The sequence below is a fragment of the Shewanella sp. 3_MG-2023 genome (assembly GCF_030548765.1).
In the GTDB taxonomy this organism is placed as follows: domain Bacteria; phylum Pseudomonadota; class Gammaproteobacteria; order Enterobacterales; family Shewanellaceae; genus Shewanella.
This window is the reverse complement of the sequence record NZ_JAUOSH010000011.1, coordinates 27,381-51,624: the sequence shown is the minus strand read 5'-3', so window position 1 is coordinate 51,624 and position 24,244 is coordinate 27,381. Positions and strand designations below refer to the sequence as shown.

Here is a 24,244-nt window from a genome sequence, read left to right as displayed (position 1 = left end):
AGTCATTGGTGTTGGCGTTTTAGTGACGGAAGTGACGCATGCCAGTAAATACCATGGCAATGCCGTGCTCATCTGCCGCTGCAATGATTTCTTCATCACGGATTGAACCGCCTGGCTGAATGATGCAGCTGATACCAGCCGCAGCTGCTGCATCGATACCGTCACGGAATGGGAAGAAGGCATCTGATGCCATCACTGACCCTTCAACCACTAAACCTTCGTCTGCCGCTTTAATGCCTGCAACTTTTGCTGAGTAAACGCGGCTCATTTGGCCTGCGCCGACGCCGATAGTCATGCCATCTTTTGCGTAAACAATCGCGTTAGATTTAACGAACTTAGCCACTTTCCAGCAGAACATTAAGTCAGTTAGCTGCTCGGCGGTTGGTTGCACTTTTGATACCACTTTAACGTCAGCCACATCAACCATGCCTTGGTCGCGGTCTTGAACTAATAAGCCGCCGTTAACACGTTTGAAATCTTGAGTAGTGGTTTTAGTATTCCACTGACCACATTCGAGTAATCGCACGTTGGCTTTAGCGGCAACGATGTCGCGTGCTGCCGCACTAACTTTAGGGGCAATGATCACTTCAACAAATTGACGATCAACAATGGCTTTCGCGGTGTCAGCATCTAATTCTTGGTTAAAGGCGATGATGCCACCAAAAGCTGATGTTGGGTCAGTTTTGAATGCGCGATCGTAAGCTTCAAGGATCGTGTTACCTAAGGCCACACCACAAGGGTTAGCATGTTTTACGATGACACAAGCTGGGCCTTCAAATTCTTTCACACACTCTAGCGCAGCATCAGTATCTGCAATGTTGTTGTATGACAGGGCTTTACCTTGCAATTGTGTTGCACTTGCAACCGATGCTTCATCAATGTTGCTATCAACATAGAAAGCCGCTTTTTGATGGCTGTTTTCGCCGTAGCGTAAATCTTGTTTTTTGATCAGCTGAGTATTGAACGTGCGTGGGAAGCTAGAATCTTCGTGGCACTCATCTTTACTGTGTGCAGGCACCATAGTGCCGAAGTAGTTAGCAATCATACCGTCGTAAGCGGCAGTGTGTTCGAATGCGGCAATGGCTAAATCAAAACGTGTTTCTAAGGTGGTGCTGCCGTTGTTTGCTTGCATCTCTGTAATCACGCGATCGTAGTCACTGGCGTTAACAACAATAGTGGTGTCTTTATGGTTTTTCGCAGTAGAACGTACCATGGTCGGGCCACCGATATCGATGTTCTCAACGGCGTCAGCTAACGTACAACCTTCTTTTGCCACAGTAGAAGCAAATGGGTAAAGGTTAACCGCAACTAAATCGATGGGTTTAATGGCATTTTGTTCCATTACGATTTCATCAATACCGCGACGGGCTAAGATGCCGCCGTGTACTTTTGGATGCAATGTTTTAACACGACCATCCATGATTTCAGGGTGACCGGTATAGTCAGATACTTCAGTGACAGGAATATTATTGTCAGCAAGTAATTTGGCTGTTCCGCCTGTAGAAAGTAGTTCTACGCCTTGCTCGTGAAGTGCTTTAGCAAACTCAAGCATTCCAGTTTTATCAGATACACTTAGCAGTGCGCGACGAATAGGTCTGACAGTATTCATGTAGGTACAGTGTCCACTATTTATTTTAAGGAAGTTTGGCAAAACAGAGCAGACATCGACATGGCTCTGCTTTGCAAAATTCCCTTAATGTTTTTACTTGTTAGGGGGTTGCTGCCTATAGACAGGGCGCGCGCATTTTATCGCAAAAGCACCATATAGGGTGTTTTTTCTGCGCGATTTCACAATATTGAAATAAGAACAAAGTTACTCACAAAATTTTATTCTATAAAAGCCTTGACCTTGGATTTAACTCTAAGGTTTATAGTAATACTTATACTCGTAATGATTATCTGTGTTTTGCATCAGAATGTTTATCTTACTCATGGTGAATTTATGTATCGAATAGGTGAAGTCGCGGCGCTGTTTAATGTTAAAGCTGACACGCTGCGGTTTTATGAAAAACACGGTTTATTAGCGCCCTCTAGCCGCTCTGATGCGGGCTATCGACTTTATAATGAGGATGATACTGCCAAGTTAGGTTTTATTATTCGCGCCAAAGCGGTGGGCTTTAGTTTGAATGACATTGCCGAGTTGTTATCCATTGAATTAGATAAATCCAACTGGGCATGTGCCGATGTAAAAGGGCTGGTGGACTCAAAGCTTAAACAAGTACAAGACAAGATGGCCGAGCTCGCCAATTTTGCTAACTCATTGGGCAAATTATCAGCGGCCTGTTGCGGCGGCCCTGAAAGCGCTGAACATTGCTCAATTTTAGAAGCATTAGAGTCAACAGATAAAGAATTAAATCCAAAAGCTGAACAGCAACGTCATACAGCAAAGCAGCCTCAAGGTTAGGAGCGCATTATGTTATTAAGCAATTTTTTAGAGTTATTTTTAGAGTCCGCTCCGTGGCTATTATTAGGCTTAGTGTTGGCCGGTTTGTTGAAAGTCTTTGTGCCCATGGCATGGATGCAAAAACAACTTGGTGGTCACGGCTTAAAAACAGTAGTTAAAGCAGCTGTGATTGGCGCGCCGTTACCTTTATGTTCTTGCGGGGTTATTCCTGCTGCAGTGGGTTTGCGTCGCTCTGGCGCATCAAAAGCGGCTACAACCTCATTTTTAGTATCAACGCCTGAAACTGGGGTGGATTCGGTTACGGTATCTTATGTGTTGTTAGGGCCATTTATGGCCATTGTGCGTCCGATAGCGGCGATCACCAGCGCCATTGTGGCGGGTTTATTAGTCGGTCGTGATGATGACGATGGTAAGGTCGTCAGCGAAGTTAAAGACGATGCTGCTACTAATACAGCAACTAATACCGCAACTACAACAGCGATGACGATGAAGCCTGCTGCTAATGCATCAGTGATGCAGCCAATGAGTGCCGCTGTTGTAAAATCAGTGCCAGTCGCTAAAGCCAGTAGTTGTTGTGCGAGTAAATCTGAATCCGTTAAGGCTGAGGCAGCGAGTTGTTGCTCGAGCAAGTCTGAATCCGTTAAGGCTGAGGCAGCGAGTTGTTGTGCGAGCAAATCTGAATCCGTTAAGGCTGAGGCGTCGAGTTGTTGTGCGAGCAAGTCTGAATCCGTTAAGGCTGAGGCGTCGAGTTGTTGTGCGAGTAAATCTGAATCCGTTAAGGCTGAGGCTATAAGTTGCTGTTCAAGCAAGTCAGAGGCCGCTAAAGAACAGACAAGTAGTTGTTGTTCAAGTGAGACAACGTCTGCTGCCAGTGAAGAAAGCTGCTGTGCATCAACCCAAGACATGGCGACAGAGCTTAAACAAGAAACTATTCTGTCTCGTATCTTCACTGGACTTAAGTATGCCGCAACCGATTTAGTGCGAGATACGACGTTGTGGTTATTAGTCGGATTATTCTTTGCTGCGTTAGTACAAACCTATGTGCCGACTGACTTTTTAGCAAAATGGGGTGATGGCATTCTCGCTATGCTAGTCATGGTGTTAATTTCAGTGCCTATGTATATCTGCGCCACCGCATCAACACCTATTGCTGCTGGTTTGTTATTAGCAGGGGTATCACCGGGTGCGGTCTTAGTATTCATGATGGCAGGGCCTGCGACTAATATCGCCACATTAGGTGTGGTTGCAAAAGAGTTAGGTAAACGCGCCTTGTTTGGCTACTTAGGCGGCGTATTAGGTGTGGCTTTGGTTGCAGGGATATTGGTTAACTATCTTGTGGCTGAGTTTGGCTTTGTAGTGATGCCGCAAATTGGTGAACACCATGAATTACTCCCTCACTGGTTAGTGCTAAGTTCTGGCATTGTGTTAGCGGTACTAATGGCAAAAGTCGTTTGGGATAAACTGCCTAAAATGAACATAAAACGAGATTGCTGTTCATAAGCTTTGATTGTCCCTTATAAACCACAAAGGCCCTTGAAGGGCCTTTTTTATGCTTCTGTGTCATTTAGTTATCAATAGTAGGCTTGTCTAAATTACTGATACACCCTGTAACCTAGTTTGTTGCTTTTTGTTTGTTAAGTTAGCGCTTAGGTTTTAATTATTAATATAAGTAAATGCTTAATGAGATCGGGTTCAAACTTTAACTTTAAATAACATCGTTATTGTTAGGTTACTGTTTATTCGTGAACTTAATCACTCATTCCTGCATGCTACCTACTTAGTATGCGCTCCGTACCCATTAAGTGGTACTAACAATCGGAGTGATGATGATGAAACATTTAACGAAAAGCAAATTAGCATTTGTTATCGCAGCAGCAATGGGGATTGCGGGTTGTGGTAGTGATGGCAAAGACGGTGCACCAGGTGAACCAGGTCCAGGACCTACCCCACCTGTTGTAGAAACCTCAACAGTCACCAATGTTGAAATATTTAACCACACTTTAGAAGAAGGTATGGTTAAATTTGATTTTGAAATTACCGATGAAGAAGGTGTGTTAATTTCTGGTCTTGAGAAGGCAAGCGTTGAGTTTGCTGAATTGACCGACAAAGGTATTGCTCGCAGCCGTGATGATTTTGAAGGCACAATTCTTGGTGGTAGTGCTAGCGATGAAACTGAAGGCGCTAGCTTAACTGAAGTTGCTGATGGGCATTATGAGTTCGTGGCTCCAATCGAAAACATCAATGCTGCTTCAGAAGGTATTATTCGTTTAGCTGTTGGTGGCGGTGAAAACATTGCTAAGTCTAGTTACATTGTGGTTGATAAGACTGCAGGTATTCACACGACTAGTACTGCTGCATGTTATGAGTGTCACGTAGATTACGCTGAGTTTGGTACTAAGCACCCTCACTATACGGCGATCAACACAGATGGCGAAGCTGACTTCCTTGGCGGTTGTATGACTTGCCACGGAAACGTGACTAAAGATGATGGCGGGTATGCTACCAACACCATGCAAAAGATTGGTCATATCAATCACATGAACTTTGAAAAAGGTTTCGAAGGTAGTAACTGTTACACTTGTCATGCTGAACCTGTGACAATGACTTACTCAGAAACAACGTGTTCTGATTGTCACCAAGCAGCTGGTATGAACGAATATGTAGACATGAATGCATTCGCTGCAGACACTGATTTCCGTCGTTTACACACAAAGTTCCCGACACAAGTTGAAGTCAATGAAGTGCATTACTCAGTAATGTCAGAAGTTGTTGCAGCTGAAGATGGCTTATCTTCTTGTTCAACTTACTCACTTTTCAACACTGAAGGTGAGACAGCAACACTGTTAAACACTGCTGAAATGTTAGCTGCTGGCGATATCAGCATTAGTATTACTTACCAACGCTTAATCAGTAACGTGATAGATACTGTGTCAGATACAACTACATTTACTGATAATGAAGACGGTAGCCGTGAGTACTGTATTGAATATGTGGCGCCAGAAGGCGAAGCGTTATCAATGCTTGCTAGAACCACCTTCCAAACCAATGAAGATGATAAAGTCATTCTGGCTGCACTATCTGAAAATGGTCGTCGTTTAAATGTGACACAAGAAAGCTGTACAACTTGTCACAACGTCGCGGGTGAATTCCACATGGGTGGTGGTTTTGCCGATGGCGGCGCAAGCTGTTTACGTTGTCACTCCGCTGGTAACGATTTTGCGTCAGCAAGAACTGTTGCTATGGATGCTTTCCTGACTGATAAATTCAGAATTGATGCCGGCTACACTATCCCTGCAATGGATTTCTATGATAAAGAACTTCAAATAGGTTGGAAAGCGATTAGTGCACCGGGCTTTGGTCCTATGATCCATGCACGACATTGGGGTCAACAGCCATATCAAGGTTCTGAACTTGATAGTAGAGGTAATGAAGTCTTGGTTGCTAATTCAGCTTTAAAATTAAGTGCTGAAAGCTGTGTGTCTTGCCATGCAACAGTTGTTGATTTGAATAAAGTACCTGCTCAGTTCATGCCTTCTAAGTCAATGAATGGTGGTACATCAGGTGTTTACACTAGTCAAATCACAGCTAACTGTGCTGGTTGTCATACAACTGATATTGCACGTAGTCACATGCAAAGCAATGGCGGCGAAATCAACAAGCCAGAAGCTGAGCTTGGCGGTGATGAATGGTTCTTAGCACCAACTAAAGAATCTTGTGCAATGTGTCATGCTGAAGGTAAATCATTCGGTATCGAGAAGTTCCATAACTTCGAACGTTAATGATTCATTATCGACATAAATGCCCTGCAAGGTTATGTTGATAACAATGACTTAATATTGAAATGTTAGAAACAAAAAGAGCCACTATTACTAGTGGCTCTTTTTTTACGTTTGTGTTGCAAAATTAATGCAATTTAGCGCAACAAATAAGTCATTTTAAAGACGCTTTTAATATTATTGACTAAAAATAATATTCAACTTTTCGGCTAAACGAATACCTGCTTGCTGCATTCTTAGCTCCACAGTTGGGGTGTGATCAAAAATATATTGGAAGCGCAAATCAGGTTGATCATCACGATTTTTTTCTAACTCATACGCGGCATCACGCAAGGCTTTGGATTCATCCGCCCACACATAATAGCTTTGGCCTTGCCAGTCGCTGATATCTTTTGCTGAAATACGACTAATAAATTTTGTGTATTCGGTATAGCTTAATTTTTGATGCTCAATAAGCTTGCTATCCCACACTGAATGCAAGTTAGTGTCGTCACCAAACCACTTCAATTTTACAGCATTGCCGCCACGGTCATGGCTATGACCTACGTGTAATGGCTGATGAATATCGCCGACAAAGTGCACATAAAAAGCCAATGCTTGCCATTTTTCTTGTTCAGGTGTGGTGGTGCTTTTTAGTACTTGTTCATATTTTTCAAGACGCTCAATAATATCGCCTTTCGGGTTTCTGGTGACTGTGTCCCAGGTTTTGCCATCGTCAATTGACACATAATGCCAAGGCGATGAGTGATACCAATTTTTGTCTGAACGGATCTCATCTGCCCAAGTCGACATCTGGGCCAGTGATTCACCTTGAGTTAGTTGATTAATCTTTTTTTGAGCGGTTTTGGATAAATTATTTTGGGCAATTTCACCAATAATACGGTGACCTAATTGGCCAAATGCCTGTGCTGGCTGACTAGTAAAAACGGATACAGCCAGTGTGGCACTGATTAACAATACAGCAGGTTTCATTATTATTATTCCATTGGCATTTAAGTAGCTTGGACCTAGTAAACCACTTAAATGAGGTTAGACAGCGAATGATGAAAGTCACTTTTTAGATTAATTTTTTGTGACTAAAGAGCCTACTTTGCGGCTGTTGTTCATGCTTTGTTGTGGATGTTGCGCGAAGTTGACGGTTGCAGTTTAAGTTTTGTTGCTAAATAGTTCAACAATGACATGATTTTGAAACAAATTGGTTATAAACTAGCGCCTGAAGTTTTTACTCTACAAACTTCTTTATAAAGCTAGATTAACTAGTACATAAATAAATATAAAAATATTTCAGGGGTCTGAAAATGTTAAACAATAAAATCAGTCGCTTAGCGCTAGCGACATGCTTTGCTATGGGCGTTTCTCTACCAGCCATGGCCGCAGATACTGCATCAAACATCCGCGGTCAGATTGTTGGTCCTCAAGGAAATGCTGTTACAGATGCAACAATTACCATCATCCATGAACCAACAGGCACCGTCACTGAAGTGGCAGTAGGTGCTGATGGTAACTTCACTGCGCGCGGTCTGCGTGTTGGTGGTCCATATATCATCAAAGTTGATTCTGAAAAATTTGCTGATGATGTCGAACAAAATTTATATTTAAACGTCGGTGAAACATTACGTTTTAACCGTACGTTGAAAACTGCAGCTGATATTGAACGTATCGGTGTTGTCGGAACTGCGAGTTACTATCGCAGCGCAGGCGCTAATAGTGAATTTGGCGCAAAAGAAATTGCTAACGCACCAGGCATTAGCCGTGACTTGAAAGATGTTCTGCGTCAAAATCCAATGGCTGTTGTCGGCACTGATGGTATCTCAATGAGTGTAGCGGGGATGAACCCTCGCTTTAACACCTTCGTTGTCGATGGTATTTCTCAAAATGATGATTTCGGCCTTAACTCAAACGGTTATCCAACTCAGCGCTCTCCAATTTCAATCGATGCGGTTGAGAGTGTTGCGTTAAATGTATCTCCTTATACAGCACGATTAGGTGGCTTTACTGGCGCGCAGATTAATGCGGTAACTAAGTCTGGTACTAACGAAGTTTCAGGTACCGTTTTTTACGAAATGACCAATGACAGCATGGCTGGTGAAGGTCTTACTCGCGCAGATGAAGATGGTGTTCGTGAAAAGGTAGAACAAAAATTCGAAGAAAAAACCTTTGGAGGCACCATTGGCTTCCCAATCATCAAAGATAAACTGTTTTTCTTTGGTTCTTATGAAAGCTTTGATGCGCCAAAATCTGCTGAATGGGGACCTGAAGGAGCTGGTTTTGGCAACAACTCTGACATAACAGAAGCCGAATTGCAGCGTGTGAGAGATGCAGCAGCAAGCGTTTACGGTCTAGAAAATATTGGTGCTTACGATAAAACCCCTCAAGAAGAAGATAAGAAAATTCTGGCTAAAATTGACTGGAATATTAACGACGATCACCGTGCCAGTTTTACTTATCAAAATACCAAAGGTAACTTAACTAACAACTTAGCAAACAACTCAAGCAGCATTAAGTTATCAAGCACTTGGTATAACAAAGAAGAAATCTTAGAGACGTACGCTGCTAATTTATACAGCGACTGGACTGAAGATTTCAGTACTGAAATTAAAGTGGCATACAAAGATACCACTTCAAACTCAAACACCATTGATGACCTAGGTATTGGCCAAGTTGAAGTACAAACTTACTGGTTCCCAAATGCTGATGAACCATGGAAAAGCTTTGGTTCAGGCGACAAAGTTACCTTTGGTACAGATAAATCACGCCAAGCTAATGAGCTAAATAACCAAAATTTAGAAATACGTTTTGTGGGTGATTACTACTTAGGTGATCATGAAATAGGCTTTGGTGTGCAATACAATAAAATTGAAGTATTCAATTTGTTCGCACAAAACGTATTGGGTAACTGGAGTTTCAAATCAATTGAAGACTTTGAGCAGGCCATTGTTGATGACTTCTTTTATTCAAATGCAAAGTCAGGCAATCCAACAGACGTAGCTGCAGAATTTAATATGAGTACTTTAGCGTTGTTTGCTGAGGATACTTGGAATATTAATGACGACTTAGAAATGACCTTTGGCTTACGCTACGAAACCATCAGCATGACAGAGGCGCCTTCTCTTAATCAAAACTTTGTAGACCGTTATAATTTTGCCAATAACAGTACTTTCGATGGTAAAGATATCTGGTTACCACGTATTGGCTTTAAATACCTGCTAACTGATGATGTATCTCTTCGTGGTGGCGTAGGCCGTTACAGTGGTGGTCAGCCAACAGTTTGGATGTCAAACAGTTTCTCAAATGATGGTAATAGCTTATTAAGTTTCAACGATGGTTGGGATACTTCTTGGGGAACGCCTGATTTTGGCAATGTGCCAAACGGCGCACAAGATGGCTTAGTGGGCGGCGATGGTAACACTAACTCATTAGACCCGAACTTTGAGCTTCCTTCAGATTGGCGTGCGAGCATCGGGTTTGACAGTACTTGGGACTTTGGTGCCCTAGGTCAAGATTGGTTCTTCGGTGGTGAGTTCTTATACATTCAAAAAGAAAATGATGTTGCTTGGGTTGATTTGGCTCGTCGCGAAGTTAAAACAGATGCAACAGGCCGTGTGATTTATGAGCCTTTCGATCCTTTAGATCCGACAAATGAAGATTATGAACGTTACGACTTGATGCTAACCAATGCTGAAGAAGATGGAACTAGTAAAACACTAACCTTTTCATTAGCTAAGAATTGGGATATGGGTCTTAATATGCGTGCAAGTTATGCATATAACTCATTAGACGAAGGTAACCAGGGCTCTAGTTCAACAGCGACGTCTAATTACCAGTTTACGCCGGTTGGTTCTGACCGAAATGGCACGACAATGGGTCCTGGTTACTATGAAACGCCACACCGTTTCACTGTTAGCCTAGGTTATGAAACTGAGTTTGTTGCTGGTTATGCATCTAGCTTCAATATGTTCTACGAAGCCCGTGAAGGTAACCCGTTAACTTGGGTGCTTGGTTCATTTAAAGACCGCGGCTTTGGTGATCAAAGTGCGTTTTATGGTTCTTCATACTATCTACCTTATATTCCAACGGGCGCGGATGATCCAAATGTGGAGTATTACTACAATCCGGAATACGACGCAGAGTTTGGATATGAGGAATTTAAAGCAGCGATTGATGAAATTGGTTTAGGTAAATATGCCGGCGGTATAGCACCTAAAGGGACTGACAACCAACCATGGGTACATCAGTTAGATTTCCGTTTCACTCAGGAATTACCAGGATTTATGGATGGGCATAAAGGTATTTTATACTTTGACGTGAAAAACGTACTTAACCTGATGAATGATGATTGGGGCCGTGTAGAAACACAAAGCTATGGTAGTAAGAAGTTGGTAGACCATAATTATAACCCAGAAACGGGTGTTTACACTTACTCAGTGCCTTACGGGCAAGATGGGTTAGAGACTGACAATTACAATCGCTATGACGTAAACAAGTCTGCTTGGCAGTTAAAAGTTGGCGTTAAATACAAGTTCTAAATTGAGCTAATTCAACCTGAAAATACCGAGCTTATGCTCGGTATTTTTTTGGCTGAAATTCACCAGTTAATCCACTTATTTAATCATGCTAGACTGCGGCCATAGAGATCAATTTTTGGTGGGTAGTTATGTCGTTACTAAATTCAATGCACTGGAAGCTATTGAGCTTTAATGAACTCAGCCTTGATGAGTTGTATGAGCTATTAAAACTCAGGGTCGATGTGTTTGTGGTAGAGCAAAATTGCCCTTATCCCGAGCTTGATGATAAAGACCGATTACCGCAAACCAAGCATTTGTTAGGGATTAATGAGCAAGGTGAAATCATTGCGTATACGCGAATTTTAGCGGCAGGTGTCAGTTATGATGAAGCCAGTATTGGCCGAGTGATAGTGGCAGAAAAGGGCCGTGGTCATGGTATTGCACATGCGTTAATGCAGCGCTCAATTAATGTTGTTAAAACTCAGTGGCCGCAAACCAGCATCCAAATAGGCGCGCAACAACATCTCAGCGATTTTTATCAGCAGCAGGGCTTTATCTTAAATTCAGAAATGTATCTTGAAGACGGCATACCGCATATCGATATGCTACTTAATTTACAAAATAACTAGTCATTTAAGACTGCTATAGGAACAGTTTATTTAGTTTGTATTAGCGTATTTATATTATCAGTATTAAGGAAAAATAATGTCAGATTTTATCATCAATAATACCCGTATCGTCTGTGTTGCTCAGTTTGTTGCTAAAGAAGGTAAACGTGATTTACTGGTTGAAGCTCTTGCTAAGCTGATCCCAGCGACTCGCCGAGAATTAGGCTGTATTCGCTACGAGTTAAATATCAGTTTAGATGATGATAGCAAAGTGGCCTTTGTGGAAAAATTTGCCGACAGAGCAGTATTTGATAAACATAATGCGACTGATTACATTCAAAATTATTTCCACAATGTTATGCCTGAGCTTGTTGAGTCACATAAGGTTGAAGTGTTCAATGAAGTGATTGCTTAAGCATTAAACTGATGAGAAAAATGAAAAAAAGAGTGCGAGTGCACTCTTTAAATTATTTCGATTATACGATGATAGCTTTGTTAATCGCTAAGTTTAATGGGGCTTAGGTAATTCCCTTAAGGTTAAATTAGGGTGTAAATTTAACTCACCTTCATGGTCAATAATGGCGATGTCATCTTGCTGAGAAATTACAGCCAGAGGGCCTTCTGGCATGCTTCTCACAAAAAGCAATCTGTAACCAAAGCGGTTTAAATCGTATAGGGCAACTTTTTGATCTGCAGTCAGCAACTCCCAATGCTCTTCATGAGAACGAGGGTTTTCACGTCTTTCACTGAGCTGATATGCGACTTGATTCATAAATCAATTGGCCTGAATAATTATTTTTATTAATCGACTATAAACAAGCAAAATGATCAATTCAAACGTTTTATTGCAAAAAATAGAATGAAAAACAATCTTAACGAGTATTTTTAATACAAAAACTGTCATTGATAGGGATTTAGAGGTTATTTAGATGATTCACTATATTGAACCGGTTTATCGACCACCATCAGAGTGGAAGTCGCTGATATTGCAGGTGACCAATGGTTGTAGCTGGAACCAATGTTCCTTTTGCGATATGTATACCCAAGAGCAAAAAAAATTTCGCGCCCACAAAGTCGATGCTATTGAGCAAGATATTCTCAGCGCTGCCGCTTCAGGGGTACCAATCTCTAGAGTGTTTCTAGCTGATGGTGATGCAATGACGTTGCCGTTTAAGCGCTTAAAAGAAATCTGCCAGCTGATTAATAAACATTTACCCAGTGTCACTCGCATTAGTAGTTATTGCTTACCGCGTAATTTAACTAACAAAACCGTTGAACAGTTGGCGGAGCTTAAAGCCTTAGGCTTGTCTTTACTTTATATCGGCTGTGAAAGTGGTGACGATGAAGTGTTAACCCGTATCCAAAAAGGCGAAACCTTTGAATCCTCTTTAGCTGCTTTAAGCAAAATAAAGCAAGCCGGGATCAAGTCATCAGTGATGATTTTAATGGGGCTAGGGGGCAAGGCGCTTTCTATTCAGCACGCTAAGGCATCTGCAGAGTTGATGAATCAAGCTCAGCCTGAGTATTTATCTACCTTGGTGGTGACATTGCCATTGGGGACCGAGAGAATGGATCAGGCATTTGATGGTGATTTTGTGTTGCCCGATCAACTGGGGCTGTTGACCGAAATGCAAACTTTGTTATCGGGCCTTGCACTGGAGAAAACTATTTTTCGTTCTGATCATGCCTCAAACTATTTAGTGCTGAAAGGCGTTTTAGGCAAAGATAAGCCGCAATTACTGGCTCAAGTAGAACAAGCGATTAAAGGCAGTATTCCGTTACGCCAAGAATGGCAGCGGGGCTTGTAATTAACAGTGCCAATTGTGGTATCACAATTGGCACAGAGCTTATCGAGTATGTTTTTAAGGCTTATTGCTATTGACTCTATTCTTCGGCTACCGCCGTCATTAAGGCATTTTTGAAATCATTGACCCAGTGACGATAAACCGTTTTAACATCACCCCAATTGAATACTTGGGTGTTTTGACGCCATTGATCAAAGCCCACACCGCGATCAGCCGCTTTGGCTAACACTTCACCGCTTTGTCCATCTTTAAGTACCGCCAATAACACCATTGAGCCTGAGTTCTGCGTATAAGTTTTTCCCATGGAATTATAGCTTCGGCGGGATTTTTCAATTGGCGCGCTTAAGCGGATATCGGTTACAGCGGTTTCAATCACTAAGGTGTTAGGACCTTTTTCTGTGACTAACTCAAAGGGCTGCTCACTATTGAACACATCGCTAACGGTTTTACTAAATTGCAGCGCCATTTTATCAAGGGACTCTTGGGGTAAGTCGTAGGTGGCATTAGGCCCTTCAGTTTGTTTATTAATTCGAGGCGCTCGATAACCTTCAGGATGATCATTGGTGACTTGGGTCGGTTCAAAGTACAGTTTGGTATATTGGCGCCAATTTACATCGGGTCTTGCGTACGATAAGGCCAGTCTGGAGTTATCGACTTTAACTAAACCTTCTTTGGTTATTTCAGCGTCCGGTCCTTGTTGCAGGCTGGCAGGCCCCGATGCACAGCCCATGAGAGTGAATGCTATCAAGCAAATTAAGGGGCTAGCAGTTAAATAAGTCTTGCGCATATAATCAATCCATTAATGTATATTGTGCTAATAAATATGGCAGCTATCACTGCAGAGTCAATAATAGATTTAGCGCTCAGAGTCAGTGTTTGAATTATGGCTTTTGGTTAAACAAGACTAAAAATAGAAGGTTTATGAGCATGAGTTCAAACATGGATATTCGAGTCGATGATTTGTCTGGCGTTGAGGTGGCGGCACTATTAAATGAACACTTGCAGGACATGTACGCCACGTCGCCAGCAGAAAGTGTCCATGCGCTAGATTTAACCAAACTGCGCCAAGATGATATTACCTTTTGGACTGTGTGGGAAAATCAGCAGCTACTTGGCTGCGGCGCAATTAAACAATTAACTGCCAGCCACGGTGAAATAAAGTCGATGCGGGTTGCTAATGCACATCGCGGTAAAGGTGTTGCTAAGCACTTACTGCAACATATGCTAGCGTTTGCTAAATGTCAGGGTTATGAGAAGTTAAGCCTAGAAACCGGCTCAATGGATTTTTTTAAACCCGCAAGGCAATTGTATCAAAGCTTTGGTTTTGACATTGGCGATAAGTTTGCTGATTATGATAATGACCCTAGCAGCCTATTTATGCATAAAACCTTAACGGCCTGAGTGGTATTGAGCTGACGAAGAGGCAGGTTATGCCTCATCTTGAAAGATATCTTCAATGGTTAGCCCAAAAAGGCGCGCCGCTTTAAATGCCAATGGCAAACTTGGATCAAACTTTCCTTTCTCAATAGCATTAATAGTCTGTCTGGAAACGCTCAGTAACTCTGCCAGTTGTGCTTGGGTTAAGTCCCGTTCTGCGCGAAGTACTTTTAATCTGTTTTTCATCGGTACTTCCTATTGCCTAAAATTATCCCCACCATGTAGGTCAAACTCATGATGATGACTAAGTGAGATATCTCTGCATGAGCATTAATCAGCCCTGTGGTGTCGAGCGTTGAATAACTGATGCCCACAATTAATCCGACGCCTAAACTCAGCCCCATGGCGTTAAGCTGAATTTTTTGTTGTAGTTCATCAAGGGAAGCTAGGTGTTTTTTATTAGCGAAAATCATCCCGATACCGACCAAAAAATTAAATCCAATCGCAGCGGCGGTAATGATGTCATGTTGCGACCAAATAAACATTGGACCAAAAGTCGATATCGCGAGTGTGATGACCCATGCAGCGGTCCATTTGGCTAAACGATTGCTGTTAACGTTATTGCACTTTTTCCAATCATTTTCTGTTGAGTTAGGTGTATTCATAAATCATTCCTTTCAAGTTAGCTTGTCTTTAAGTAAAGTAAACTTGACCTAACTATGTAACTAAAAATTACTAATGTCAAGTTTTGATGACATTTAGTAAGCAAATGGTGACTTTTACTGATGACTATAACGGTGACAATATAAAGCTGAATTCAGCCAGTTATTATATAAACTGGCTGAGAATACTTAGATATTTTACGTTGAAATAACGATTGTTTACTTAGCTTTTAGCATTCGCCTGAAGACATATTTTACGGGCTAAGCTACTGCTGCAAATGTATTTCTCTTACAGGACATGGAATGGTTATATCAGCTGATTTAAGCGCTTTGATTATGGCTAAATTCGCTTGGTACTTGTCTTCAAAATAGCTATTGGTTGGCACCCAATAACGCACACCGATTTCCATCCCGATACTGTTGAAATCATTAATGCCCACTTGTGGAGTGCGCGTTTGGCTGACGCCTCCATGGCTCATGACAGCATCTGAAATCAATTTAATCACTTGCTGGGGATCGGTTTGATAATCAATATTAAATTGAGTGTCGACTAACTTATATTCATGAGAGTTATGCAGTATTTCACCGACAATATGTTTATTAGGGATACTGATTAACTCGCCTTCTTCATTGGTTAATATGGTTAAGCCGAGCTGAATTTGTTTTACCACTCCAGCCACACCTTTAATTTCAATGGTGTTACCAATAACAAAAGGTCGGGTAACAATAATGGTGACCCCAGCAGCATAGTTGGCCAGCATCCCCTGAAGTGCTAAACCTGCACCTAATGATGCGGCACCAATTGCGGCCACCATTGGGGTGACGCTAATACCGAGTTTCCCTAGCGAAATGATCGCCACCATCGCAATGATGCAAATCCTCACCAGATTGGAGACAAAATTGCCCAAGGTGACATCAATATCGTGCTTTTCGAATTGGCTAACAACGAAGTTCGATACTTTATTCGCTATCCAGATACCGATAAGTAAGATGATGACAGCGCCAACAATTTGAAAGCTGTATTGCACAATAAATTCAGTAAGAAGGTCGTAGACATTCTGTATTTGCTGCAGTTCTTGATCTAAGCTTGTTTCATTCATGATGATGTTCTTATTTTTGACGAATTAACAGAGAAATAATGCGTGATATTACAATGGTAATAAAGTCATTTTTGCAATTAATTAACACTTATTGCTGTCGCTACTTTATTGTTGAAGCCTCTGTTATTGCGAATAATTAAGTCTGTATTAATCCGTGAGGTGCATCATGATTCTAATCCAATGTAATAAAGTCGAATCACAGATTCGAGTATAGTGAGTTGGCTATTTTTAATTTAAGACCTTATTAGCAAAAATGCCCAAACAATTTGTCATTTCAAATAAGGGCTTATCACTTAATTCAGGAAAATAACATGAAAGCGCTTTTATTTGCAGTTAGTGTACTTTTTATGGCTTCAGCACAGGCGAATGTGTTTGTCGTGAATGATAAAATTGAGCCAATTACCTTAGAAGATCAATTTGAACAACCGCTAGTGGTTAATGAACAAACTCAAGTGGTTTTGTTTAGTCGCGGCATGAAAGGTGGCGAATTCATTCAAGCGGCATTAGAAGCTACAACGACTGAGCAGCAACCTGCAAACTTGGTGTATATTGCTGATATCAGCGGTATGCCATCATTGATTGCTCGCTTTGTGGCTATCCCCCAAATGAAGGATTTACCGTTTGCGATGGGACTCGATCGTGAAGGCGATGCAACTGCAAACTGGCCTACTGAAGAAGATATGGCCACTATGGTGACCCTAGATAAGCTAACCGTTGTTAGCATCGAGAACTTTGATTCAAACGAAACCTTAATCAAAGCACTTAGCGCCGTAAAATAACTGCTCTCGCTAAACAGATGGTTTACATGAGCCAACAAAAAGGACGCTTCAAGCGTCCTTTTTTGATCGCCAATATTGGCGATTAATACGCAATAGCCATTACTGCTTTTGCAGCATGGTAAAAATTTCTTCTTTTAAATGCAGCTTCTTTGATTTTAGTATTTTCAGCTCTGGGGTGCTATCGCTACTGTAATGCTGCTCATGATGTTTTATCTGCTCATCTAGCTGATTATGTTCATCAAAAATCTTTGAAAAATGGGCATTTGAGGTTTTAAGTTTACTGATTAGCTCACGGTACTCTGGAAACATCGACTTACTCCTTTTATCTAATGTTAACTACAAATTAGCGCTACTTGGCTGTAGGTAATGTGACCGGGATCAATAATTAATTGATTGCCCCAAAAACTTTTTAATCAACTAAAATTGGCTATTTAGCCTTTGCTGATTTATGGTGCTGTAAATTAGTGATGTTAGTTACATTTGTAATTTTTAATCATCACTCGAATGTTTAATAACAGAATTTATGTGACCCAGTTAACCTTCATAGCGTGGCTTGTGGGTTACAGTCGTCACAATTAGAATGATATCTTCAAATATGAAAGGGGTTTTCAATATGGCCGACGTATTTCACCTAGGATTAACCAAGCAAATGCTTGATGGCGCAACCTTAGCGATTGTTCCAGGGGATCCTGAGCGCGTTAAGCGCATCGCCGAATTAATGGAAAATGCGACTTTTTTAGCAAGTCACCGTGAATACACCAGCTATCTTGCTTATATTGATGGCAAAGCGGTTGTCGTATGTTCAACAGGTATTGGCGGACCATCAACATCTATCGCAGTAGAAGAGTTAGCACAACTAGGTGTGACGACTTTCTTACGCGTTGGTACCACTGGCGCGATTCAACCACATGTAAATGTCGGTGATGTTATTGTCACGCAAGCTTCAGTGCGCTTAGATGGCGCCAGTTTACACTTTGCCCCACTTGAGTTTCCAGCGGCTGCTAACTTTGACTGTACTACCGCTATGGTGGCAGCATGTCGTGACGCAGGCCAAGAACCTCATGTTGGTATTACAGCATCATCAGATACATTCTACCCAGGCCAAGAACGTTACGATACGGTCTCAGGACGTGTAACCAGCCGCTTTGTGGGCTCAATGCAAGAGTGGCAAGCCATGGGCGTATTGAACTACGAAATGGAGTCAGCAACGCTATTTACTATGTGTGCAACACAAGGCTGGCGCGCAGCGTGTGTTGCTGGGGTTATCGTTAATCGTACCCAGCAAGAAATTCCTGATGAAGCCATGATGAAGAAAACCGAAGGCAGCGCGGTTGCAATTGTGGTTGCAGCTGCGAAAAAACTATTAGCTTAATATATTTAACTAATTGAATATAAAGGTGCTTAGGCACCTTTTTTATTACCTTCTTTTTATTGATTTATCCGATTTTTATACAGTTACTGCTAAGCTTTAGCAATGAAATATGATTGCAATATCATCAATATCCTGTATTGTTGACATAATATGTCGTGATATTGACGACCAATATATGGGTTAAAGAGTGCCCATATCCTGTGCTTGAGGTAGCACCACTATTACCACTGTGTAGTAGTTATCAATTTAAAGTTATCAGCTCTATAAAACCTTATCCAAGTTCGGGTTTTATAGCTTAAAGGAACATATGATAACGTTTTTACAGGGGGGTATATGGAATTTTCTAATCCAACCAGTATCTGGTTAATCGTCGGTATAGGGCTGATGTTGTCGGAAATTATTGTTCCCGGTGGCATCGTCATTTTATTAGGTGCAGCCTGTGTCATTGTGGCCGCAGCCTTATTTACCGGTATCGTCGATGGCACCGCGCAAAGCTTCACTTTATGGTTTATCACCTCAATGGTTCTATTGCTTAGTTTTCGCCATATCACCCAAAAAATGATTGGTGGTGACAAGCATGTGGATAATACCGATGAGGAAATGGATTTATATAATCAAGTTGTCACAGTTAAAGCTGATATTGGCCCGGGTGAAAAAACCGGTCGGGTGTTGTTTTCTGGTACTGAGTGGTCAGCACTAGGGGATGGCACTGAAATAAAAGCAGGCACTAAAGTGCGAATTATTTGCCGAGATAATATTGCCTTAGTGGTTGAGCCATATGCAGAAACTGAGTTAATGGGCGAAAGCTTCACTGATAAACAAGATTAGTCACAAAATAGCAGAATTAGGTTTTATTGATTTGGTCACCACACAGAGTGCCAACTGAGTAAAGGAATTAAGTCATGTATAGGGGGCTACGCTACCTGAACATGTTTTGCAAAAGGAAGGGGACATATGTTTGAACTAACTATAGCCATTTTATTTATATTTTTTATCTTATATAAATTGATGTTGATTGTACCGATGCGAGAGGTCAATGTGATTGAGCGCTTAGGTAAATTTAGAACCGTATTACAACCAGGGTTTCACTTTTTAGTGCCATTTGTTGATCGGGTAGCTTATCGCCACGATACTCGTGAAGAAGTACTAGATGTACCACCACAAAGTTGTATTTCAAAAGATAACACCCAGCTGGAAGTTGATGGTTTGGTCTACCTTAAAGTGATGGATGGCAAGTTAGCCAGTTACGGTATCGAAAATTACCGTAAAGCTGCGGTTAACCTCGCGCAAACCACCATGCGTTCAGAAATTGGTAAATTGACCCTATCGCAAACCTTTTCAGAGCGTGACAGTTTGAACGAGTCTATTGTTCGTGAAATTGACAAAGCGTCAGATCCTTGGGGCATTAAAGTGCTTCGCTATGAGATTAAAAATATCTCCCCATCAATACACGTGATCCACACCCTTGAAAAACAGATGGAAGCTGAGCGTAGAAAACGGGCTGAAATCACTTTAGCCAATGCTGAAAAAGACGCCATGATTAATATCTCTCAAGGTGAGCGCCAAGAGGCCATTAACCTCTCAGAAGGGCAAAAACGAAAACGCATTAATGAAGCGATTGGCTCTGGCCAAGAAATTACCATTATTGCCAAAGCGAAAGCTGAAGGCATGGATATGATTTGCACCGCACTGGCTAACCAAGGTGGTAACGATGCGATGAATATGATGCTGAAAGAGCAGTTTATTAGCCAAGTGGGTGACATTTTAACTGAAACACAAGTCTCAGTGGTGCCTGCTGAAATGGCCAAGTTAGAAGGCTTCTTTGAAGGGATGGAGCAAGTGACCCATGCCGTAACTAACAGCCCAGTAAAAGGAGCACGCTAATGTTGAATGGAATTGATACCGATTTAATTGTTATGGGTATTTGGGGGGTGATTTTTGTTATTTTTGTGCTGAAATTATTCCAATCTATCCGCTTAGTACCCACTAAGTCAGCTTACATTGTTGAGCGACTAGGTAAATATCACAGCACCTTAGATGCCGGTTTTCATGCTTTAGTGCCTTTTGTTGATAAAGTGGCCTATATCCATGACCTAAAAGAAGAAACTATCGATGTGCCACCGCAAGAGTGTTTTTCTAGCGATGAAGTTAACGTTGAAGTAGACGGCGTCATTTATATCTCGATTACCGATCCCGTTAAAGCCAGTTACGGCATAACGGATTATCGTTATGCGGCGATTCAATTAGCGCAAACTACCACACGTTCAGTCATTGGTACCTTAGATTTAGACCGCACGTTTGAAGAGCGCGACATTATCTCGGCCAAGGTCGTACAAGTGCTGGACGAAGCTGGCGCGATTTGGGGGATTCGAGTGCATCGTTATGAAATTAAAAACATTACCCCACCAGAAACCGTTAAAAATGCCATGGAAATGCAGGTTAATGCTGAGCGTGAGCGCCGTGCATTATTAGCCCAAAGTGAAGGTGACAAGCAGAGTAAAATTAACCGCTCAGAAGGTGTGATGGCTGAAACCATTAACCGCTCAGAGGGTGAAATGCAGCGCCGTATCAATGAGGCTGAAGGTAAAGGCGAGGAGATTTTAACGCTTGCTAAAGCCACTGCAGAATCCATTGAGCGCTTGGCGGTAGTGATTTCTAAACCCGGCGGTCAGAGTGCCTTAAGACTGCAGTTAGGTGAACAATACCTCAAGCAGCTTGATGGCTTAAAAGATAAAGATAACCGTGTGGTGTTACCCGGCAATATGATTAATTTTGATTATTGGATGGATAGCATGGGTCTGGAAGATAATAAGAAAGCCAAATAATTGTTTAGTGGTAAAATTTAATTAAAAGAGGCTAAGTTTAGCCTCTTTTTTTATGTATTTAACATTATGTATTTAGCAAAAGTATTTAACGACGGACTGAAGCTGAACGCGTAGTAAATTTTGCGATTTAACTGAGACAAGTATATTGTTTTAACAGTGCTTTAATTTAATAAGCCGGTTATTGATAGCTCAAGGAGTCAGAGTGAAAGCGAGAATTTTGCATTGTGTCGATGACCCTAATATGGGCGGCGTTAATTTTGCGTTGCACAGTTTGTGTGGCTCTGACATCCTCACTTTGGCATTTGAATTTGACATTCGTCAGCTGGATTTTAGCCGTTGGCAGAATACGACATTGGACGCTGATATTGTCTGTTTTCATGGCGCCTCAAACTGGCGCAAACTGCTAAATATTGCATGGCTCAGATTGCGTCATCCTAAGATCATATTTATCCTGCAAGAACATCACTACAGCGAACAGTTTGTTAATCAGCAAATTGCACATCCGCAACGTTTCTATTTCATGCTGAAATTAAGCTATCGGTTAATGAATAAAGTGGTGTCCATTTCACCCTCACAGCAGCGATGGATGCTAGCTAATAAGCTATTACCTGCAGACAAAATCGCTCAGTTAGGGCAGGGGCGAGACTTAAGCTATTTTATCGCCAACAAAAGCCACTCCCCAAAAAACGCTAATCATAGGGTTCCTGTGTTAGCCGCCTATGGCCGATTTCATCCACAAAAAGGCTTTGATTTATTACTCAAAGCCATGCATCAGGTTAAGTCACCGTGTCGATTATTGTTAGCCGGTGAAGGTGAGCAATTACCTTTGCTACAACAGTTAGTTTCTCAGCTTGATAATATAAAGCTGGTGGGCAAGGTTGACGATGTGCCTCGCTTTTTAGACCAATGTGACGGGGTAATTATTCCATCACGCTGGGAGCCTTTTGGTTTAGTATTTATTGAATCTATGGCAATGAGTAAAGCCATTATCTCAACCGATGTGGATGGTTTGGGGGATCAAATTCGTCAGCATCAACTGCAAAACATGGGTAATATCGTTGAGGCTAAGGTTGGCGGCCAAGATGATAAGCAATTTGTTAACTCACTGGCCGATGCTATTGAGCGTTACTTATCGAGTGTTAACTCATCAAGCGCTCTATTATCAAGCCATGAGCCTGCTTACGTTCATGAGCAAGTCGACAATCATGTTCAAAAACAGCAGCATGCCAAAATCGAGGATTGGCGCACTCAACAATGGCTGCAGCTTCAACAAGCATGGAAAAGCTTATTTGTGCAGCTATTGGAAGATAAGCGTGGTTGAGTGTTAAATGGTTAATGTGATTGATTTCTTGTTAGGAGATTTTTCTCGACATATAAAAGAACCTATCTTCTTCTTTATCTACCTCAAAGCCATTCTTAATGTATAGATGATATGCAGGACTAATTTTGAGAACTCGTAGCCTAAGTTTATTTACACCAGCTTTAATTGCTAACCGTTCACACTCTGTTAGGGCTGCTGCACCAATACCATTATTTTGAAATTTTTCACTAACCTGTAAATCTCGGATATAACACCCATCATTATCAAAGGCTAAACGAATTGCACCCACGACCGAAGCGTTGTAAAGAATGTCCCAGTTTTCTAGGTCAACAATTTGCTCATGTATCTTAGACTGTTCCCAATTTACAGAATAGTGTTCATAATATGAGCGCATGTTTTTAAATGTAATATCTGCCGATGCATAAAGATCGGCTGTTGGTTGATATGAAATCATCGCAAATCTCCTAAAGCCCTACTAATTGGCAAAAAATAGTTGGCTAAAATTTTGAGGGGTGAATAGTTAAATTTTCCTATTAATCAGCTTATTATGTGTGCTTTGTTCGTCGTTTTCTCTTTTGCAACTTTAACCTTTAAAGAATGAAAGAGAGAGGCAAAGATGAAAGTTGTGAATAATAAAAGTAAGCAAAGTAACTTTATTCCGATACTCTCATTTTCTATGAATGCATTTAAAATTGCGGATAAGAGCATGAACCCAACTAAATAGTAATTATGTATGCTACCCATGAAAACTCCTTAACTAGTGTGGTCAGAGTAAACTTTATAAGGGAGTTGATAGGCACATCATTATTTAATGGCTTTTTCTTCCCTAAATGGCGTGCTCGAAGATTGCGTTCGAGGTTAGCTTACTCTGTCCTTAAGTGGTTCTACCTTAATATAACTTATGAGCCTAGTTCAATGTTTTACTTAGTTTTTGTTGGCTAGCTTATCTAAGTCCATTACTTCAATCTAATCCATTGCCTGCCGCTGGGATGTTCAGGATGAACGGAATGTCGCGATCACATGGATGTGAAAGAGCGACCTTATGTGTAGATACAACTGCGAGACGCTGCACTCTTTATATAAATCAAAAGGTCCATGTAAGCTCTGCCAAAACATCCCTGTTTTGGAAGCTCGCTGCTGCATCTACACTGGGTTTATTATCTCTTCGATTTGATTGTATTCGTGGTAATTAAAAAGCTAAAAGATCAAGAATCTAATCTGCTAAAAGGCTCAATTTGAATTGAGGATGTTGAAGAAAATAGCGTGATGCTCACATGGATGTGAGCATAGCTTTCGCGGTGCAGGGATGCACCATCGGAAGCGTTAGCATTTTCACTCTTTATAATAAACAGGGTCCGAAGTTAGCAACAAACGAAGTCCAAAGCTGGATCAATCCCCATCGAAAACATGCGCTTTTCAGCATTTTTCGTCGGGGCGGCAGGGTGATCCAAGAGGGTATTGCTGTTGATACCCTTTTGGTCGGGTGTGGGTGGACAACCCACGACGTTAATCCAAACGGAGTTTGGAACAATACAGATCAAACCATTCTCAACCCCAAAAAATCACAAAGTCTCAAATTCAGAATGCGTTGCAGAATGCATTTTAGCATTGAGTTACAATCTTGCCTTAATCATAAAGCATTGTATTTAAAGGATAATAAAAGTTGGCATCCACTATGCAGTATCCCCAATACATCCTGATAACGAAATA

General features: G+C 41.5%; 23 protein-coding genes. 14 read left to right on the top strand and 9 right to left on the bottom strand.

The genetic code is table 11. From position 1 onward, the window contains the following. Positions 1–19: 19 nt before the first annotated feature. A complete protein-coding gene (gene purH / locus Q4591_RS08290) occupies positions 20–1,609 on the bottom strand; it encodes a bifunctional phosphoribosylaminoimidazolecarboxamide formyltransferase/IMP cyclohydrolase (RefSeq protein WP_102477125.1) in 1,590 nt (529 codons plus the stop codon). Between the two features lie 333 nt (positions 1,610–1,942). Here purH and zntR point away from each other — a divergent pair, with 333 nt between their 5' ends. The 3 genes from zntR to Q4591_RS08275 all read left to right on the top strand — a co-directional run bounded on the left by zntR (position 1,943) and on the right by Q4591_RS08275 (position 6,183). Further along, on the top strand, positions 1,943–2,404 hold the full coding sequence (gene zntR, locus Q4591_RS08285) for a Zn(2+)-responsive transcriptional regulator (protein WP_102436938.1): 462 nt from the start codon (positions 1,943–1,945) through the stop codon (positions 2,402–2,404). Between the two features lie 9 nt (positions 2,405–2,413). Next, positions 2,414–3,904 (top strand): SO_0444 family Cu/Zn efflux transporter, encoded by a 1,491-nt coding sequence (locus Q4591_RS08280; protein WP_303460466.1) that lies wholly within the window; start codon positions 2,414–2,416, stop codon positions 3,902–3,904. A 323-nt stretch (positions 3,905–4,227) separates the two neighbouring features. Continuing rightward, positions 4,228–6,183 (top strand): hypothetical protein, encoded by a 1,956-nt coding sequence (locus tag Q4591_RS08275; RefSeq protein WP_303460464.1) that lies wholly within the window; start codon positions 4,228–4,230, stop codon positions 6,181–6,183. Between the two features lie 174 nt (positions 6,184–6,357). On the opposite strand, the gene Q4591_RS08270 is transcribed toward Q4591_RS08275, so the two are convergent. Continuing rightward, the gene (locus Q4591_RS08270; RefSeq protein WP_303460461.1) at positions 6,358–7,152 is read right to left on the bottom strand and encodes a S1/P1 nuclease; all 795 of its coding nucleotides are present in this window, start codon (positions 7,150–7,152) and stop codon (positions 6,358–6,360) included. A gap of 326 nt (positions 7,153–7,478) precedes the next feature. Between Q4591_RS08270 and Q4591_RS08265 the strand changes: the two genes are divergently transcribed. The 3 genes from Q4591_RS08265 (at position 7,479) to Q4591_RS08255 (ending at position 11,708) form a co-directional block, all read left to right on the top strand. Further along, positions 7,479–10,706, top strand: coding sequence for a TonB-dependent receptor (locus Q4591_RS08265; protein ID WP_303460459.1), 3,228 nt, complete (start codon positions 7,479–7,481; stop codon positions 10,704–10,706). A 128-nt stretch (positions 10,707–10,834) separates the two neighbouring features. Further along, a complete protein-coding gene (locus Q4591_RS08260) occupies positions 10,835–11,314 on the top strand; it encodes a GNAT family N-acetyltransferase (protein WP_303460457.1) in 480 nt (159 codons plus the stop codon). 76 nt (positions 11,315–11,390) lie between these two features. Next, positions 11,391–11,708, top strand: a complete 318-nt coding sequence (locus Q4591_RS08255) for a putative quinol monooxygenase (protein ID WP_102436932.1) — start codon at positions 11,391–11,393, stop codon at positions 11,706–11,708. A gap of 93 nt (positions 11,709–11,801) precedes the next feature. Here Q4591_RS08255 and Q4591_RS08250 read toward each other — a convergent pair whose 3' ends face one another. Further along, complete coding sequence (locus Q4591_RS08250; RefSeq protein WP_102436930.1) at positions 11,802–12,065, bottom strand: hypothetical protein; 264 nt, start codon at positions 12,063–12,065, stop codon at positions 11,802–11,804. 157 nt (positions 12,066–12,222) lie between these two features. Here Q4591_RS08250 and Q4591_RS08245 point away from each other — a divergent pair, with 157 nt between their 5' ends. Beyond that, positions 12,223–13,101, top strand: coding sequence for a radical SAM protein (locus Q4591_RS08245; RefSeq protein ID WP_102477130.1), 879 nt, complete (start codon positions 12,223–12,225; stop codon positions 13,099–13,101). Positions 13,102–13,177: 76 nt separating this feature from the next. Here Q4591_RS08245 and Q4591_RS08240 read toward each other — a convergent pair whose 3' ends face one another. Then, on the bottom strand, positions 13,178–13,885 hold the full coding sequence (locus Q4591_RS08240) for a DUF3313 family protein (RefSeq protein WP_102436927.1): 708 nt from the start codon (positions 13,883–13,885) through the stop codon (positions 13,178–13,180). 140 nt (positions 13,886–14,025) lie between these two features. Between Q4591_RS08240 and Q4591_RS08235 the strand changes: the two genes are divergently transcribed. Beyond that, the gene (locus Q4591_RS08235; protein ID WP_241901083.1) at positions 14,026–14,499 is read left to right on the top strand and encodes a GNAT family N-acetyltransferase; all 474 of its coding nucleotides are present in this window, start codon (positions 14,026–14,028) and stop codon (positions 14,497–14,499) included. Between the two features lie 27 nt (positions 14,500–14,526). Here the strand turns inward: Q4591_RS08235 and Q4591_RS08230 are convergent, their stop codons facing one another. The 3 genes from Q4591_RS08230 to Q4591_RS08220 all read right to left on the bottom strand — a co-directional run bounded on the left by Q4591_RS08230 (position 14,527) and on the right by Q4591_RS08220 (position 16,237). Next, positions 14,527–14,721: a helix-turn-helix transcriptional regulator gene (locus Q4591_RS08230; RefSeq protein ID WP_102436925.1), complete on the bottom strand. Its 195-nt coding sequence runs from the start codon at positions 14,719–14,721 to the stop codon at positions 14,527–14,529. Continuing rightward, entirely contained in the window at positions 14,718–15,140 is a 423-nt protein-coding gene (locus tag Q4591_RS08225) for a hypothetical protein (protein ID WP_102436923.1), read from the bottom strand. The genes Q4591_RS08230 and Q4591_RS08225 overlap by 4 nt, the downstream gene beginning before the upstream one ends. 263 nt (positions 15,141–15,403) lie before the next feature. After that, entirely contained in the window at positions 15,404–16,237 is an 834-nt protein-coding gene (locus Q4591_RS08220) for a mechanosensitive ion channel family protein (protein ID WP_102436921.1), read from the bottom strand. 311 nt (positions 16,238–16,548) lie between these two features. Here Q4591_RS08220 and Q4591_RS08215 point away from each other — a divergent pair, with 311 nt between their 5' ends. Further along, positions 16,549–17,016 carry a hypothetical protein gene (locus Q4591_RS08215; RefSeq protein ID WP_102436919.1) on the top strand — a complete coding sequence of 156 codons (468 nt, stop codon included), beginning with the start codon at positions 16,549–16,551 and terminating at the stop codon, positions 17,014–17,016. Between the two features lie 99 nt (positions 17,017–17,115). Here the strand turns inward: Q4591_RS08215 and Q4591_RS08210 are convergent, their stop codons facing one another. Further along, positions 17,116–17,325 carry a YdcH family protein gene (locus tag Q4591_RS08210; protein WP_076539247.1) on the bottom strand — a complete coding sequence of 70 codons (210 nt, stop codon included), beginning with the start codon at positions 17,323–17,325 and terminating at the stop codon, positions 17,116–17,118. Between the two features lie 304 nt (positions 17,326–17,629). Here Q4591_RS08210 and udp point away from each other — a divergent pair, with 304 nt between their 5' ends. The 5 genes from udp to Q4591_RS08185 all read left to right on the top strand — a co-directional run bounded on the left by udp (position 17,630) and on the right by Q4591_RS08185 (position 22,534). Next, positions 17,630–18,388 carry a uridine phosphorylase gene (udp, locus tag Q4591_RS08205; RefSeq protein ID WP_303460450.1) on the top strand — a complete coding sequence of 253 codons (759 nt, stop codon included), beginning with the start codon at positions 17,630–17,632 and terminating at the stop codon, positions 18,386–18,388. 333 nt (positions 18,389–18,721) lie between these two features. After that, positions 18,722–19,216, top strand: a complete 495-nt coding sequence (locus tag Q4591_RS08200; protein ID WP_102436916.1) for an NfeD family protein — start codon at positions 18,722–18,724, stop codon at positions 19,214–19,216. Positions 19,217–19,342: 126 nt separating this feature from the next. Then, positions 19,343–20,272, top strand: coding sequence for a slipin family protein (locus Q4591_RS08195; RefSeq protein ID WP_102436914.1), 930 nt, complete (start codon positions 19,343–19,345; stop codon positions 20,270–20,272). Continuing rightward, positions 20,272–21,213 carry an SPFH domain-containing protein gene (locus tag Q4591_RS08190; protein ID WP_102436912.1) on the top strand — a complete coding sequence of 314 codons (942 nt, stop codon included), beginning with the start codon at positions 20,272–20,274 and terminating at the stop codon, positions 21,211–21,213. The genes Q4591_RS08195 and Q4591_RS08190 overlap by 1 nt, the downstream gene beginning before the upstream one ends. A 202-nt stretch (positions 21,214–21,415) precedes the next feature. After that, the gene (locus Q4591_RS08185) at positions 21,416–22,534 is read left to right on the top strand and encodes a glycosyltransferase (RefSeq protein WP_303460448.1); all 1,119 of its coding nucleotides are present in this window, start codon (positions 21,416–21,418) and stop codon (positions 22,532–22,534) included. A gap of 31 nt (positions 22,535–22,565) precedes the next feature. On the opposite strand, the gene Q4591_RS08180 is transcribed toward Q4591_RS08185, so the two are convergent. Further along, positions 22,566–22,988 (bottom strand): N-acetyltransferase, encoded by a 423-nt coding sequence (locus tag Q4591_RS08180; protein WP_102531982.1) that lies wholly within the window; start codon positions 22,986–22,988, stop codon positions 22,566–22,568. Positions 22,989–24,244: the final 1,256 nt, after the last annotated feature.

What these genes read in the sequence shown, in the direction of transcription:
- Q4591_RS08200 (WP_102436916.1), top strand. Translation starts at nt 18,722, where the DNA reads ATGGAATTTTCTAATCCAACCAGTATCTGGTTAATCGTCGGTATAGGG.
- Q4591_RS08225 (WP_102436923.1), bottom strand. Translation starts at nt 15,140, where the DNA reads ATGAATACACCTAACTCAACAGAAAATGATTGGAAAAAGTGCAATAAC.
- Q4591_RS08230 (WP_102436925.1), bottom strand. Translation starts at nt 14,721, where the DNA reads ATGAAAAACAGATTAAAAGTACTTCGCGCAGAACGGGACTTAACCCAA.
- Q4591_RS08245 (WP_102477130.1), top strand. Translation starts at nt 12,223, where the DNA reads ATGATTCACTATATTGAACCGGTTTATCGACCACCATCAGAGTGGAAG.
- Q4591_RS08275 (WP_303460464.1), top strand. Translation starts at nt 4,228, where the DNA reads ATGATGATGAAACATTTAACGAAAAGCAAATTAGCATTTGTTATCGCA.
- Q4591_RS08195 (WP_102436914.1), top strand. Translation starts at nt 19,343, where the DNA reads ATGTTTGAACTAACTATAGCCATTTTATTTATATTTTTTATCTTATAT.
- Q4591_RS08265 (WP_303460459.1), top strand. Translation starts at nt 7,479, where the DNA reads ATGTTAAACAATAAAATCAGTCGCTTAGCGCTAGCGACATGCTTTGCT.
- Q4591_RS08280 (WP_303460466.1), top strand. Translation starts at nt 2,414, where the DNA reads ATGTTATTAAGCAATTTTTTAGAGTTATTTTTAGAGTCCGCTCCGTGG.
- Q4591_RS08270 (WP_303460461.1), bottom strand. Translation starts at nt 7,152, where the DNA reads ATGAAACCTGCTGTATTGTTAATCAGTGCCACACTGGCTGTATCCGTT.
- Q4591_RS08260 (WP_303460457.1), top strand. Translation starts at nt 10,835, where the DNA reads ATGTCGTTACTAAATTCAATGCACTGGAAGCTATTGAGCTTTAATGAA.
- Q4591_RS08210 (WP_076539247.1), bottom strand. Translation starts at nt 17,325, where the DNA reads ATGTTTCCAGAGTACCGTGAGCTAATCAGTAAACTTAAAACCTCAAAT.
- Q4591_RS08255 (WP_102436932.1), top strand. Translation starts at nt 11,391, where the DNA reads ATGTCAGATTTTATCATCAATAATACCCGTATCGTCTGTGTTGCTCAG.
- Q4591_RS08235 (WP_241901083.1), top strand. Translation starts at nt 14,026, where the DNA reads ATGAGTTCAAACATGGATATTCGAGTCGATGATTTGTCTGGCGTTGAG.
- Q4591_RS08240 (WP_102436927.1), bottom strand. Translation starts at nt 13,885, where the DNA reads ATGCGCAAGACTTATTTAACTGCTAGCCCCTTAATTTGCTTGATAGCA.
- Q4591_RS08190 (WP_102436912.1), top strand. Translation starts at nt 20,272, where the DNA reads ATGTTGAATGGAATTGATACCGATTTAATTGTTATGGGTATTTGGGGG.
- Q4591_RS08180 (WP_102531982.1), bottom strand. Translation starts at nt 22,988, where the DNA reads ATGATTTCATATCAACCAACAGCCGATCTTTATGCATCGGCAGATATT.
- udp (WP_303460450.1), top strand. Translation starts at nt 17,630, where the DNA reads ATGGCCGACGTATTTCACCTAGGATTAACCAAGCAAATGCTTGATGGC.
- Q4591_RS08220 (WP_102436921.1), bottom strand. Translation starts at nt 16,237, where the DNA reads ATGAATGAAACAAGCTTAGATCAAGAACTGCAGCAAATACAGAATGTC.
- zntR (WP_102436938.1), top strand. Translation starts at nt 1,943, where the DNA reads ATGTATCGAATAGGTGAAGTCGCGGCGCTGTTTAATGTTAAAGCTGAC.
- Q4591_RS08250 (WP_102436930.1), bottom strand. Translation starts at nt 12,065, where the DNA reads ATGAATCAAGTCGCATATCAGCTCAGTGAAAGACGTGAAAACCCTCGT.
- Q4591_RS08215 (WP_102436919.1), top strand. Translation starts at nt 16,549, where the DNA reads ATGAAAGCGCTTTTATTTGCAGTTAGTGTACTTTTTATGGCTTCAGCA.
- purH (WP_102477125.1), bottom strand. Translation starts at nt 1,609, where the DNA reads ATGAATACTGTCAGACCTATTCGTCGCGCACTGCTAAGTGTATCTGAT.